11 protein-coding genes are annotated in these 14349 nt (G+C 57.9%); 6 read left to right on the top strand and 5 right to left on the bottom strand.

The annotated features are described in order from the left end of the window. Nucleotides 1–27: 27 nt before the first annotated feature. The 5 genes from AV059_RS00595 to AV059_RS00575 form a co-directional block, all read right to left on the bottom strand. Nucleotides 28–411: a PaaI family thioesterase gene (locus AV059_RS00595; protein ID WP_058991417.1), complete on the bottom strand. Its 384-nt coding sequence runs from the start codon at nucleotides 409–411 to the stop codon at nucleotides 28–30. Between the two features lie 162 nt (nucleotides 412–573). Further along, nucleotides 574–1578, bottom strand: coding sequence for an LLM class flavin-dependent oxidoreductase (locus AV059_RS00590; RefSeq protein WP_058991416.1), 1005 nt, complete (start codon nucleotides 1576–1578; stop codon nucleotides 574–576). An 86-nt stretch (nucleotides 1579–1664) separates the two neighbouring features. Beyond that, complete coding sequence (locus AV059_RS00585; RefSeq protein WP_058991415.1) at nucleotides 1665–2933, bottom strand: Xaa-Pro peptidase family protein; 1269 nt, start codon at nucleotides 2931–2933, stop codon at nucleotides 1665–1667. A gap of 113 nt (nucleotides 2934–3046) precedes the next feature. Continuing rightward, entirely contained in the window at nucleotides 3047–4009 is a 963-nt protein-coding gene (locus AV059_RS00580; protein WP_058991414.1) for an NAD(P)-dependent oxidoreductase, read from the bottom strand. Nucleotides 4010–4070: 61 nt separating this feature from the next. Continuing rightward, a complete protein-coding gene (locus AV059_RS00575) occupies nucleotides 4071–5774 on the bottom strand; it encodes a thiamine pyrophosphate-binding protein (RefSeq protein WP_058991413.1) in 1704 nt (567 codons plus the stop codon). Between the two features lie 1250 nt (nucleotides 5775–7024). Here AV059_RS00575 and AV059_RS00570 point away from each other — a divergent pair. The 6 genes from AV059_RS00570 (at nucleotide 7025) to AV059_RS00545 (ending at nucleotide 13748) form a co-directional block, all read left to right on the top strand. Beyond that, a complete protein-coding gene (locus AV059_RS00570; RefSeq protein ID WP_058991511.1) occupies nucleotides 7025–8224 on the top strand; it encodes an ABC transporter substrate-binding protein in 1200 nt (399 codons plus the stop codon). A gap of 188 nt (nucleotides 8225–8412) precedes the next feature. Then, nucleotides 8413–9531, top strand: coding sequence for a pyridoxal phosphate-dependent aminotransferase (locus AV059_RS00565; protein ID WP_058991412.1), 1119 nt, complete (start codon nucleotides 8413–8415; stop codon nucleotides 9529–9531). Nucleotides 9532–9825: 294 nt separating this feature from the next. Further along, nucleotides 9826–10923, top strand: coding sequence for a branched-chain amino acid ABC transporter permease (locus AV059_RS00560; RefSeq protein ID WP_058991411.1), 1098 nt, complete (start codon nucleotides 9826–9828; stop codon nucleotides 10921–10923). Then, nucleotides 10920–12227, top strand: coding sequence for a branched-chain amino acid ABC transporter permease (locus AV059_RS00555; protein WP_058991410.1), 1308 nt, complete (start codon nucleotides 10920–10922; stop codon nucleotides 12225–12227). Before AV059_RS00560 ends, AV059_RS00555 begins: the two co-directional genes overlap by 4 nt. Then, nucleotides 12220–13047, top strand: coding sequence for an ABC transporter ATP-binding protein (locus AV059_RS00550; protein ID WP_058991409.1), 828 nt, complete (start codon nucleotides 12220–12222; stop codon nucleotides 13045–13047). The genes AV059_RS00555 and AV059_RS00550 overlap by 8 nt, the downstream gene beginning before the upstream one ends. Next, entirely contained in the window at nucleotides 13044–13748 is a 705-nt protein-coding gene (locus AV059_RS00545; RefSeq protein WP_058991408.1) for an ABC transporter ATP-binding protein, read from the top strand. The genes AV059_RS00550 and AV059_RS00545 overlap by 4 nt, the downstream gene beginning before the upstream one ends. The last annotated feature ends 601 nt before the right edge of the window (nucleotides 13749–14349 follow it).

Genomic DNA, 14349 nt, shown 5'->3' with positions numbered 1-14349 from the left:
AGAAGCTGTTCAGTTGCTGCAGTCGAGCTACCCTGTCTTGTAGACGCCGCGTGCATCCGCGACCTGTGTACCGTCTTCGGCGTACACTTCGACACTGACGACGCCAACATCACCACCGTGGCGAACCACGTCCGCTTCCGCTCGAAGGTCCCCTGTCCCGGCTTCGAGGTAATCGATTCGCATATCGATGGTCGGCACCGGCTGGTCGACGAGAGACACGAGAGCGGCCCCACCAACGGTATCAGCGAGCGTGAACGTAACGCCGCCGTGGGCCATTATCTGCTCTTCGTTCCACGACAGTTCTTCGCGCATTTCGATATGGCCTTCGGCGTGCCCGTTATCGACAGTGGTCATCTCGATATCGAGCAGGTCGGCAAACGGCATGTTCTCGAAGAATGCTTCGATGTCCATACTCATCAATTCGGTTCTTCACCTGGGGAAATAAGTATTGGTGTTCACAGGGACCCGGAGCACACGGTCGACACGCAGGGAGTCACTGGCGCTCGTGGTGTCTCAGCCTCTCCGGGTCAGACGGTATCTGACGGCCACCAGTTACCCGCATGGCTGCCAGCCCTAGCTGACCTGCGGCTGCACCTCTTCTCCGAGGCGTCGGATACACTCGGCCATCTCCTGCGTTCCGGTTCCGGGGTGGTACGTCCGGAAGATGAAGTGAATGTCGTCGCCCAGTGCCTCGCGGTACGATTCAAGTTCCTCCGTGACCTGGTCGGGTGTCCCGAAGATAGCCTGTTCTTTGAGTTCCTGCGTGCGTTCCTCGTCGAGTTCTGCAACCGTCTCGCCGGAGAATATCTCCTCGTACCGGCGCTGGATGTAGAGGTAGCCGTCTCGCATCTGCGCCCATGCGTCCTCGCGGGAGTCACCGACGAACCCGTGCTGGAGAACGTACACCTGAAAGTCGCCCTCGATATCCTCGTCGTCACGGACGCTTCGGATGTCTTCGACGCGCTTCCGGACGCCATCGACTGACAGCGACGACGGGGCACACCATGCGTCAGCGGTCCGGGCGGCCCGCCGGACAGCAGGTCGCGACGCCCCACCAAGCATGAGAGGAACGTCGTGTGCAGGTTTCGGTGTCACAGTGACGTCCGACGAGATGTCGTGGAATTCCGGCTCGTAGTCAAGCGGTCCGTCAGACCAAGCACCGCGAAGCGTATCGACCGTATCGGCTAGCCGTTCAGCCCGTTCGTCGTCGGGAATCCCGAAGGCGTCAAACTCTGAGACGTTGGACCCGATTGCCATCCCGAGCGTCGTTCGGCCACCGGCAATCTGGTCCACGGTTGCGATATCCTCAGCGAGCCGGATTGAATCATACAGCGGTGCGAGCGCGATACAGGACCCGATTTCGATGTTGTCAGTGACTGCAGCTAACGCCCCGAGTGCCGGTGTGACGCCCGACAGATAGTCGTCGTCAAGGAAGTGATGCTCTGAGACCCAGGCGCTATCGAGACCCGCGTTGTCGATAACTTCCCCCAGTTCGAGCATTTCGTCGTAAATCTCGCTGGTTTCGCGGTCATCGTCCGGGCGCTGCTGACAGGTAAACAGGCCTGTTCCCAGTTGCATAAATTTCCGTTACGGCGCGACCGACTTAACGGTAGTGGCACGCCAGCGACCAGACAATGCGTGAAATCGGCCAAGATGCCTGCCAGTCAGTAGTCTATCCGCGTAATCTCCGACACGGGCCATTCGCTGAGGATCTCAACGCCGTTCTTGCGGACAACGACCATCTCTTCGACGCGGACGCCCTGGCGCTCTGCGGGTTGCATCGTCTCGACAGCCATCGTCATACCCTCCTCGATTTCGATCGGGTGATCCGGTGAGAGTCCGCGCCAGATGAGCGGCGTTTCGTAGAGCTGCAGCCCCAGCCCATGCGCCCAGTGGTTGGTTGTCATCTGCCAGAACTCGTCGGCGTCGTACCAGTCCATATGCTCGCCGTCTCTGTCGGGGAAGCCCTTGCAGATCTCGTCGGTCGTGGCCCCCGGCTCGATCCGTTCGAGGACGTCATAGAGGTCGTCACGAGCTTTTTCGTAGGCATCTTTCTGCGCCTGTGTCGGCTCACCCATGCTGAACGTCCGGTAGTAACAGGAGCGATAGCCCAGATAGCCGATGTTGTAGAAATCCGCGTAGACGAGGTCGTTCGGCCGAATCATTCGATCGGTCGTGTTCGCCTGATGCTTCGGCCAGGTGTTTGGGCCGGAAGTCACGTAGCCACCCTGGGCCATTGCGCCGTGCCCCCAGAGCTCGCCGACTGCATCGCCCCACACTTCAGACTCGCGCTTGCCTGGCTTGGCACTCTCCGTAATCTTCTGAAAGCCTGCCTCACAGATGGCAGCGACCTGTCGCAGACACTCTATCTCGTCACGGGTTTTGGTCTTCCGCGCGTCGAGCATGATATCAGTCGCCGCGCTGGTGTCGACATCGACGCCGCGGTCTTCGAACTTCTCAATAAGCGTCCCGTTCCCCACGTCGATGCCCATCGGCTCCCGGTCGACACCGTACTCCTCCATGGCCGTGTACACCGTCTCCGCCATCTTGTCCTTGAGCCAGTCGCGTGCAGAAGCGCTGCCTGACGCCCGAGGAACATTGCCGAGTCCTGGACAGGCATACCGGATGTCGTCGAGCCAGGGACAGTTGAACCGCTGGTTTGATGCGTGATCCGCAGTGTCCCAGTGGACCACGTCGCCGTCTTCCGTCAGGAGCGTGTAGTGGTCTGCCCCACTCCCGCCGGTCATGGCCAGCCCAGTGACATACCGGACATTCGGGTCATTGATCAGCAACATCGACCCCAGTTCGGAGTCCTGCAATCGGTCGAGGGCTCGGTCTTTGCGCTCGCGTCGCATCCGCTTGACGTCGATCCGTTCTTCCCAGTCGACGGCCATGGTGCCACGCGTTCCTTCCATGAAGTCGCGCTCGTACATCACCTATGCGTACAGGCAGGTCCCTAATCAAACACTGGGTTCACTCTGGCCGAGACGAGACAGACGCGACTCTCACCGTACGCACGTCACACAGCGACGGCGGACCCGATGTATCAGAGCGAGTCGAGCCCGTTCTCTTCCCGGAGCGTGTTGATGTAGGACCGGAACCCGGATTCGAGGTCGTACTCGACCTCGTAGCCGAGGTCCTCCTGTGCGGCGGTCATATCGAGGTTCTGGGTCCAGGGGAGTTCGCCCTCATCAGAGACCGCAAGGTCGGCATCCGGGACGATTTCTCGGACAGCGTTGGCGGCTTCACGGATTGTCGCGAGGACGCCGCGGACGTTGTAGATGCGCTGGCTGAGGTCGTCTTCGTCGACAAACGTTGCCTTCCGGAACGCCTGTGCGATATCGCGTGCGTGTTGCCAGTCGATCACCTGGTCGCCGTATTCGACGCTAAACGGTTCGCCGAGTGCTGGTTTCTCGATGATGTTTGCGAGAAACGCCGACCCACCGGTTTCGCGGTAGGGGCCGTACGCCACAGTTGGACGGAGTCCAACGTGGTCGACCCCGTAATCCTCGTGATAGACACGGGCCTGATGTTCGTTGTACTCCTTGGTCGCGCCGTAGAGCGTATCAGGATAGACCAGTTCGTCCTCGTCGACATACTCGGCGGCGTAGTTGTGTGGCGGCGCGTACACCGCCGCGCTGGAGGCCCAGGTGACGCGCTCGATCTGGTCGTCGAGAGTGCGTGCGGCCTCAAAGACGTTGTTCGTCCCCTTGATATTGACATCGAGGCCAGCCCGCGGGTTGTCCCGTGCTGTGTTCGTCAGCAGTGCCGCAAGGTGAACGATATGGGTCGTCCCCGTCTCCTTGACAGCACGAATCACGTCCGTCGCCTCGGAGACATCACCGCGCCGGATGGTCACATCGTCGGCGACACCCAACTTCGAGAGGATGTGGTCGTCCGTCGAGAGGTCGTAGGCAACGACGTCGTGCCCGTGTTCGATGAGATCCTCGACGACATACGAGCCGAGGAAGCCGGTTCCGCCAGTGACGAGTACTGTCGTATCTGTCATTGGTATATCAATGTGTGTTGCGTAGTTGATTTATATTCTTTGCTAAACCGTGTCTGGGACCTCATTCGTGGAGCCCGCCGACTTCTTTGTAGAACGACGACTGGAGGGACTCGACCATCTCTTCGTCACGGTCGATGCGAACGTCGATAACGAAGGGGACATCGGCGCTGGTTCCTTCTTCAAGTGCCGCCGCGAGTTCAGCAGGCGTCACTGCCCGCGTCGCTTCAGCGCCGAACGCCTCGGCTGCTTTCACGAAGTCGGTGTCGTGGAACTCGACGCCAGCGATGTCGCCCTCCTCGTGTTGCATCTGACGAACCATCCCCAGGCTGGTGTCGTTGAGGACGACGAACGTGGGCGCGACGCCGTTCTCGACGGCTGTCTCCACGCTAGTCATCGTCATCGTGAAGCCACCATCGCCGGCGACAGCGATGATATCTTTCTCCGTCGTGATAGCGGCTGACACCGCGGCCGGTGTTGCCCACCCCATCGCGCCGACGCCACCACTCCCGTAGTAGGTCCCGGTGCCCGGTGTCTGAAGGTAGTTCAGCAACCAGAACCGGTTGTTCCCGGAGTCGGCGGTTACAATCGTTTCCGCATCAACGACAGCCTCGATTTCTTTGACTGCACGCTGTGGCTTGATCGGCGACGCATCCGACTCGCATTTGGGAGCATAGAATGACTCCTGCGCTGCGGCCGCACGGTCACGTGCCCAGTCGTTGCCAGCGCTCTCGGGGAGCTTCGCCGCCAGGTCATCGAGACTGTGTGCCGCATCACCGATGAGTGCCACATCTGCGGGGTAGACCCAGCCGGCGTTGCGTGTGTCGATATCTGCGTGGATGATGGTCTGTTCGTCAGGCCGGATGAACTCCGGGGACTGCCAGTTCGTGTCCATTGGGTTCATGCGACAGCCCACGACTATGAGTACGTCCGCTTCACTGACAACCTGATTTGCACCCTCGTGACCGAAGGAGCCAATAACACCCGCAGCCAGCTCGTGGGTTTCGGGGAACGTCGACTTGCCCAGATAGGAGGTCGTGACGACGGCATCAGTCGCCTCCGCGACAGTTTCGAGCTGGTCGTAGGCGTCGGCGGCGTGAACGCCGTTGCCGGCGATGATAACCGGCCGGTCAGCCTTGCTCAGCGCTGTAATCGCTGTCTTGACATCCTCGCGGGCCGGTCGCGATTCCCAGTTTTGTACCTGATCGTGGCCGTCCCAGACCGGCGGGATCGGATCTTCGGGCATCTCCTCGGTGACGGCGTCGCCGTCGAGGATGATTGCCGTTGGCCCCGGCCGGCCAGCAGTCGCGTGTTTGAACGCGAGCTGGAGGCTTCGTACTGTCTCCGTTGGTGAGCGCGGGAACCAGTTTTCCTTGGTGTAAGCATCGAGCGCAGACGGAAGGTCCAATCCCCCGTAGTCACCGCGAGCCTGCTGGTACGGCGCGAGCGTGGAATAGTCGCCACGCTCGCTGGCCTCGGTAATAACGACCATCGGTGACGAAGCGAGCTTGCCCTCCATCTGGCCGATTGCGCCGAGGCTGCCGATCCAGGGGCCTTGCCCCGCGAGGACTCCGGGGTTGCCGGTGAGTCGCCCGTGCATTTCGGCCATGACGCTGGCTTCACGCTCATCGCGTGGTCGGACCATCTCGACGTCAGCATCCGGGACGTGGTCAAGGATCTCGATGGCACGACCACCGGGATATCCGAAAACGTACTCGACGCCTTGTTCGTCCAGTTCTTCGACAAGGCGCTTTCCTGTTTCAGTCATGGGTAGTGAATTTGGGTGTCATTATCGATTGTCGCGTTACGTCCCACTGTGGGTAACTCCCAAGATATAGAGTTTGGGGTGCAACGTTGCAGCAGTCACGATTGAATAAGCGGATACTCGGAGCCCTGTGAACCCAACTGTCTTGCTGTGGCGTTCAAGTAAGTCGATTATGCTACAGTGCCTGTTTCCACTCTCTTCAATCGCTCTACTGTCCGTGTTCTGTGGTGTTCCACACGAAAAGCGTTCTAATAGTTGGGACAAAATATATTCCAGAACTGCAGCTATAATTCTATGGTAGTATTACTACAATATTTTGTCTATATGCCCATTATAGACACTCTGGACGCCTTCTCGTCTTCTGGGCGGTAAGGCTACATTTCGCAAGTTCGGATACAGTCGATGATGGATTACATCGTTACTGCTGTAACAGATATCGGTCGTGGGGCTGAGATAGTGTTACAATCATATGACTGTAACAGCAGCTGTGCCTACAGAACAACTTTGTGAAATAACCACAGTTTTCTAGCATATACCGTTACGAATAGGGTCTATCTGTGGTAGAACTCTCTATTCTTCAACGTTGCAATTACAGTGAGGGTTTCGGGGGAGTCAATGACAGGTGGCATTCCGCGATCGAACTACGCAGGAACGGTCCGAGTGGGCGCCGCCAGTCTACCGTTCTAATAATTCGAACCACCTAACTCTACAATTAGTTTATATATTAGCGGGGTCTAAGCGGCCGCCTGCCTGGGCGGAGGTGACAACGGAACTCCGGATCTGAGGCTGTCTCCCGGTTCAAGAATCGTCCGCCTCACACTCGGTGTCGGCGGTCCAGCACTGGCGATCGATGTGACGCTCGAATGGGCATCCGCATCTCGGATAGCTGTGCCTATGAGGGGCAAGAGTGCGCTGTAGGGACCAGCGGGCACGGACGACGCCCTGTCACTGGCGCCGTTCGTATGGTTCGAACGAGTGGCGGCACGGACGCAACTGTGGGGAAAATACAGGCAGTTCAGATGCGAGTCTTCTGAACATCGGTGTGGTCGGTGTCCAATAGGGCTCGCCCGCGGTCAGCGACAGTAGAGTACGGTAAGCGCAGCAGCCGGAGTGTTTTCTGCATCCAACTCAGGTCCTCTCCGGATTTGCTTCGTCTCTGCGTGGAACCGCTACGGTTCATAATAACGTTTATCACGAAAGATTGTGTCATGGGGAGTGTTGCGATGCACGATACAGTCAGCCGTCGAACTGTCATGAAGAGCATTGGTGCCGCAGGCGCTGTCGGACTTGCAGGCTGTTCGACAGACGGTGGTAGTAGTGGTAACACCATCAGCATGGGCATCCTAATGGGGGTAACGGGTGGGTTGTCCGAAGTGGGCCCCGCAATTCGGGATGCAGCAGAACTAGCTGTAAAGGAGGTCCGAGACGCGGACAACGGGTTCTCAGTCGATACGCAGTTTGAGAATACTGAGACCAAGCCGAGTCGGGGCGTGAGCGGTGCAGAAGCACTCGTGAACGGTGGCTATCCGATGATTTGTGGGGGACTAGCGTCATCAGTGACACTGCAGGTCGCAGAGAACGTCGCAATTCCGAATCAGGCGGTGATGTGCTCACCATCGGCGACATCGCCTGATGTCTCCTCACTGGAAGATAACGACTTCGTGTACCGGACGCCACCGACGGACAAGTTGCAGGGATCACTGCTGGCACAGATAGCGGCCGAACGGCTTGAGAAGGAGAGCGCAGCTATCCTCTTTCTCAACAATGCGTACGGGAACGGCCTGTCAAGTGGATTCACGAAGACGTTTGAGGAGGAGTACGGTGGTGAGGTCCTGGACCAGGTCTCATACTCGGCGGGTCGCTCTTCCTACACGTCACAGTTGCGGAACACGCTTGACGGTGACCCAGGGACGCTCGTGATCATCGGCTACCCCGAGAGCGGGAACAAAATCTTCCGGAACTTCTACGAGAACTTCGATCGAGCGGACATGGATATTTTGGTCCCGGACGGACTCAGGGCCGATGACTTGCCCGGGAACGTGGGCCACGACATGACAAACGTCCGCGGGACCAATCCATCGTCGGCCGGGCCGGGAATCGAGTACTTCAGATCTGCGTACGAAGACGAGTATGGTTCTGCACCGGGGCCGTTCAATCAGCAGTCGTTCGATGCTGCGGCAGTCCTCATGCTGGCACGCGCGGCGGCCGGTGAAGATGACGGGACTGCAATCCGGGATCAGATGCGGGCGGTTACAGACTCCGGTGGCGAAGCAGTCGGACCTGAAAACCTGGGCGAAGGCGTTTCGCTGGCCGCCGACGGAAACGAAATCAACTATCAGGGCGTCTCGGGCCCAGTCGAGTTCGACGACAATGGTGACCTGGCCAGCGCCGTGTACAATTACTTCAGGTACACAGAGAACGGCACGGAGAATATCGAGCAGGTGGAAGTGTAACGAGAACACTGCGGGCTTCCCCACTCTGGATTACGATTACCCTGCAGATACGGCAAACTGGGTGGCTTTTGTGCCATAGCCGTCACTCAGGGAGAGGCTATTCGTCATACTCTCTAGCAGAGCTGGTGTCATAGTCACTCTCGCACAACCCAAAGACTATAATCAAATACTGTTATACTTATGAACTGATGTCTCAGTACGCAGCACGCGTCGAAGAGATGGATATCAGTGGCATCCGAGAAGTCTTCGAAGCGGCAGGCGAAGACGCAATAAATCTAGGTCTCGGTCAGCCTGATTTCCCAACTCCAGAACACGCTCGGGAGGCAGCGATGAGTGCGATTCAGGATGGGATGGGTGATTCATATACGTCCAACAAGGGGATTCCAGAACTCAGAGAGGCCATCAGTGACCGCTATGCAACTGATAACGGTCAGGACATACCGCCCGAAAACATCATCGCCACTGCCGGCGCAAGCGAGGCGATTCACGTCGCAATCGAAGCCCACGTCCAGCCTGGTGACGAAGTGCTCTGCCCCGACCCCGGGTTTCTGGCCTATGAACAACTGGTGCTACTCGCCGGCGGCGAGCCAAAGCGGGTCGAACTCAGAGACGACCTGACCCTCGACCCCGCTGCTGTCGAGAACGCCATCACTGATAACACGTCGCTGTTTATCGTTAACAGTCCTGCAAACCCAACCGGTGCAGTGCAATCGAAGCGAGACATGGCAGAGTTCGCGCGGATAGCGGATGAACACGAAGTCATTTGCCTCTCCGATGAGGTCTACGAGAAGATCGTCTTCGATGGTGAACACCATTCTCCGGCGGAATTCGCCAGCTCCGATAGGGTAATTCAGGCCAGTGCGTGCTCGAAAACGTACTCGATGACAGGGTGGCGGCTCGGCTGGGTGGCGGCCAGTTCGGAGCGAATCGAACGGATGCTCCGGGTGCACCAGTACGTGCAGGCGTGTGCCAGCGCCCCCTCACAGTACGCTGCCGAAGCGGCGCTTACTGGTCCACAGGAACCGGTGAGAGAGATGGTATCGGCCTTCGAAGAGCGTCGAGACGTCCTTCTCGATGGGTTAGCGGATATCGGCCTTGACACGCCAGTGCCGAAGGGAGCGTTCTATGCGATGCCCCACGTTCCGGACGGCTGGACCCAGAAGATGCTGGACAACGACGTTATCGTGGTTCCCGGCGAAGCGTTTGGGCCGAGTGGCAAGGGGCAGGCGCGCATTTCGTATGCCACGAGCACGGCTGAACTGAAAGAGGCGCTGGAAGTGATGCGAACGGTCACGAACTCTCTGTAGCGCACCAGCAGGGACTCGCGACTGACTGTTTCGTCCGGCAAGCGGTTTCATATTCGGCATCCGATGAGCGGTGTCATATTTCTCGTCGCGGGCGTATGCGTACGCAATAGTCCACCGAATCCTGCTATCGACACCTGCGACTGCAAAGCCTATCTGATCTATCTGTCACGTCTAGTAGTGTCAACCGGTACCGTGTGTAACACTAGCATGAAATTGGCGCATATCTTCGGTTCCCTGGGATTCTATGACGATTTTACATCAAGATTTTTAACACTGGGTACAGAGCACCAAAGTATGGCGGCACGAGACTACTACAGCCGTGGACAGAATCTGGTATACAACCGCCCAGTACTCGTTATCTTCGCAGTTATCGGCGTGTTTCTCGTATTCGACATCTTTCGACAGGTAGGCACTGGAACAGTTGCCATCACAGACCTCATGAGTTATCTCTGGAACGGACTGGTGCTGGGAATGTCGCTTGGACTGGCCGGTGTCGGCCTCTCGATGACATACAGTATCCTCAATTTTGCGAACTTTGCCCACGGTGACTTGATTACGAGCGGTGCGTTCGCCGGCTGGGCGACGGCGTTTCTGATTGCCGGACTCGGAGAGTTCTCTGTCGAATCGCTCATTCTTATCGGCGGCCCAATCGCAGTCGGCTCGAATGACCTCGGAATAAACGTCGTCAATACCCCACTGGCGCTTCTGGCTGGCTTACTCGTCGCCGCGGTCCTGACAGCCGCCCTCTCGCTTTTGCTGGATCGAATCGTGTTCAGACCGATGCGCAGTGCCGACGGCGTGACGCTGATGATCGCCAGCGTCGGCGTCGCACTGTTCCTTCGTAACCTCCTCACCTTTTCGTTCCTGACCGACAGTCGTGGGCTGACAGGCGGCAACGTCCCTCAATTTACTGTCGCGGGCGTCACGTTCGGCGGACACCAGATTACGCTGGTCGTCGTCGCCGCACTCCTGATGCTCGGCACTCACATTCTCCTTCAGTACACGAAAATCGGCACGGCGATGCGTGCAATGGCTGCGAACAAAGACCTCGCAAAAGTCACGGGCATCCCAACGGAGCGCGTCGTCAAACTCACGTGGATTATCGGCGGCGGGCTTACCGGGTGTGCAGGCTTTCTTATCGCACTACAGCAGGGGACGCTTACAGTGACAATGGGGTGGGACCTGCTGTTACTGGTGTTCGCAGCGGTCATCCTCGGCGGTGTCGGTTCGATCTACGGCGCCATGGTCGGCGGCGTCATTCTCGGCATCGCGAGCCGACTCGCGCTCGTCTGGATTCCAGCCAGCTTCCTGCTGGTTGCGGCGTTCGTCATCATGATCGTCATGCTGCTCGTGCGTCCATCGGGGCTGTTCAGTGGGAGGACGACGGCATGAGTACGGGCTCCATTCAGGCGCGGGCTGAGGGCTGGCTTGGCAACAACGACGTGCGCTTGCTCATCGCTCTGGCACTCGCTATCGGGGGATTGTACGCGCTTTTCAGTGTCGTGCTTGGATTCCAACTGAATGGTACAGTCAACACGCTTCGTCGTGTCGCGTTCCTCTCAGCGATCTATGCCATGTTAGCGCTCGCACTGAACCTCCAGTGGGGATACGCGGGCCTGTTCAATCTCGGAGCGGCCGGGTTCATGGCCATCGGTGTGTACACAATGGGGATACTGACCGCGCCAGTGACGGCCAGTCCGCCCGGCTTCGGGCTGCCGCTCCCGGTCGCGATTGTGGGTGCTATCCTCGTGACTGGGGTCATCGGCGGCCTCGCAGCGTTGCCTGCGATCCGACTTCGCGCCGATTATCTTGCGATTGTCACTGTCGCGTTCTCGGAAATCGTCCGCCTCACACTCCGTGCGCCGGAGTTTGCGAACACTCGCATCGCCGGCGTTGCATTCGGAACGGGCGGTGCGACGGGGCTGTCGTTGCCATCGAACCCGATCCGGATTCTATTTTATACGGATCCGGCCGCAACAGCCCCAGCGCCAAATGCTCTAGGTGCGGCGATATTCAGTGCCGTGGAACCGCTGGGAATCGAGGAGACGCTGGTCATCGGCTGGGCGTACGTCGTTGTGTTATGTCTCTGTCTCGGCCTCCTGTACTGGCTGATGATCCGCATCGGGAAGTCACCCTTCGGACGGGTGCTCAAGAGTATTCGCGAGGACCAGCAGGTCACGCAGGCGCTGGGAAAAGACACGCGCCTGTTCAAGATCAAGACGTTCGCGCTCGGCTGTGCGCTTATGGGCCTGATTGCTATCTTCTGGCGTCTCTCCGGGGGCTATGCATCGCCACGGATGTTCAAGCCGATACAGACGTTCTACATCTTCATTGCGCTGTTTATCGGCGGAACTGGCTCGCCAACGGGGAGTATCGTTGGCGGTGCTCTGTTCGCGAGCCTGCTCTTCGAGGGCCCCTCGTTCATCCGTCGGGTGGTGGCGGAGTACCTCCAGCTCAGCAACGCTCCCGATACGCTTGTCAGTGCCCTCGCCGAGTTAGGAACCCTCGATGTCACGCCGCTGCTGGCGTACTCCGTGCAGGACGTGAGCATTTCGGCTCTCAGACTCATGCTGCTCGGTATCGTTCTGGTGTATCTCATGCAACGGCACCCGGATGGGCTGCTTGGCCATCGAAAAGCAATCGCATCGAGCGTTGAACTCTCACAGCAGGCGACTCGCGAGGACGATAATGAGTAAGAACGGACACTCAGCACGGAGCGATCAGACCCAGAACGGACAGCAAGAGCAGATACTCAAAGTGGAAAACCTGCGGAAGACATTTGGTGGTATTACCGCTGTCGCTGACGTCTCTTTCCACGTCGAAAAGGGGTCGATCACTGGTCTGATCGGTCCGAACGGTGCCGGCAAGTCGACGACATTCGACCTGATTACCGGTGTGCAACGTCCAGACGGGGGCGCAGTCGAGTTCAATGACACGGAAATAACGGGGTATCGGTCAGATCAGGTCGCAAATCAGGGCCTCGTTCGGACCTTCCAGATAGCACGAGAGCTATCAGAGATGACCGTGCTTGAAAACCTGATGCTAGCACCACAGAACCAGGCCGGCGAAGCAGTTTGGCGAGCGGTCCTCCCGCGAGCCAGGGCACAGGTCGTCGAACAGGAAAAAGAACTTCGAGAACAGGCCTGGGAGATGCTCGAACTGTTTGAGATTGAGCACGTCGCGCACGAATCTGCCGGAAATCTCTCAGGTGGCCAGCGGAAGCTGCTGGAGATGGCGCGCGTGCTCATGACTGATCCCGAGATGGTGCTGCTGGATGAACCGCTTGCGGGAGTCAACCCAACACTCGAGGAGAAACTCATTGACCGGCTGCATACGCTCAAAGAGCAGGGTTACACCTTCCTCTTCGTCGAACACGACATGGACGTTATCATGAACAACTGCGATACGGTCATCGTGATGCATCAGGGGAGTGTTCTTACAGAGGGGCAACCAGACGCAGTGAAAAACAACGAAAAAGTGCTTGACGCATATCTCGGGGAAGAGGTGAAAATATGAGTCTGCTGTCAGTACAGCAACTTGACGCCGGGTACGGTGACCTGCAAATTCTCACAGATGTCGACATGGAAGTTGGACAGGGTGAGTACATCACCATCGTCGGCCCGAACGGTGCGGGCAAGTCCACGGTAATGAAATCAGTGTTCGGACTGACGACGTACATGGGGGGTGAAATCATATTCGGCGACAGGGATATCGCCGGCGAACAACCGGAAGATATCATCTCATATGGGCTGAGCTTCGTTCCTCAAAGCAACAACGTGTTCGAGCCACTGACCGTCACGGAGAACCTCAAGATGGGTGCATACACGCTGGATCAGTTCCCGGAGGACCGGCTCCAGGCCGTTTACGACCGGTTCCCGATACTGGAAACGCGGTCAGGACAGAAGGCGGGCACCCTCTCAGGAGGGCAGCAGCAGATGCTGGCGATGGGACGTGCGCTCATGCTCGACCCTGATCTGTTACTGCTTGACGAGCCCAGTGCAGGCCTCGCACCGGACCTCGTCGACGAGATGTTTGACCGCATCGACGAGATCAACGACGCCGGAACCGCCGTCCTCCTCGTCGAGCAAAACGCCAAAGAGGCATTGCGGCGGTGCGACCGTGGCTACGTCCTTGTGCAGGGACAGAATCGACACGAAGACAGTGGTGAAGCACTTCTCAACGACCAGCAGGTTCGCGAGGACTTCCTCGGCGGGTAACTCCTGTGCCCACCACTGGCTGGTGACTACGCTTTGCAACGGGCATACCATCTACGTGTGATACTGTACAGGCCGTTGAGCCCGTGACGGTGACCATAGTCAGCGAACATCTTTCCACACTGCAGCCCGACTCCAGCGAAGTTACTGATAGTTAAATACATATAGTTCTTAATAGCTACTCGTAATATCTTTCCGCCGGCAGAAATGTCTGAAAGTCGACTGTCTCGACATCTTTTCAAAACATATAATATAGATATAGTAACAAAACAACTGTCACTTACTGCTGCACTCACGCCACTTTGGGCCAGTGGCTGCCACCGTTACCACAGGCTAGCTACTGTGGCGTGTGAACGGGTGTCGCACAAACAATAAGTATCTACCATGTTAGTTTCGATATATGCATCCGGGCTTGAACCCTATCGCCTGCCCTGCAGGTCAGCTGTCCCGGCAGTTAATGGATTGGGCACTGCCCTCTTCCACAGCTACATTCTTTACATTTTCGACATTTAAACTGGCGTAGACTGCCAGCGCACAGTTCGTCCCTGTGCCTGGTGGAAAACGCCAGCCTTGAACACGCTCGGGGAGCCGTACTCAGCGGCTG

This window comes from Haloarcula sp. CBA1127 (genome assembly GCF_001485575.1).
In the GTDB taxonomy this organism is placed as follows: domain Archaea; phylum Halobacteriota; class Halobacteria; order Halobacteriales; family Haloarculaceae; genus Haloarcula.
Note: the sequence above shows the minus strand (reverse complement) of the source record. Positions and strands in the feature narration are given on the sequence as shown.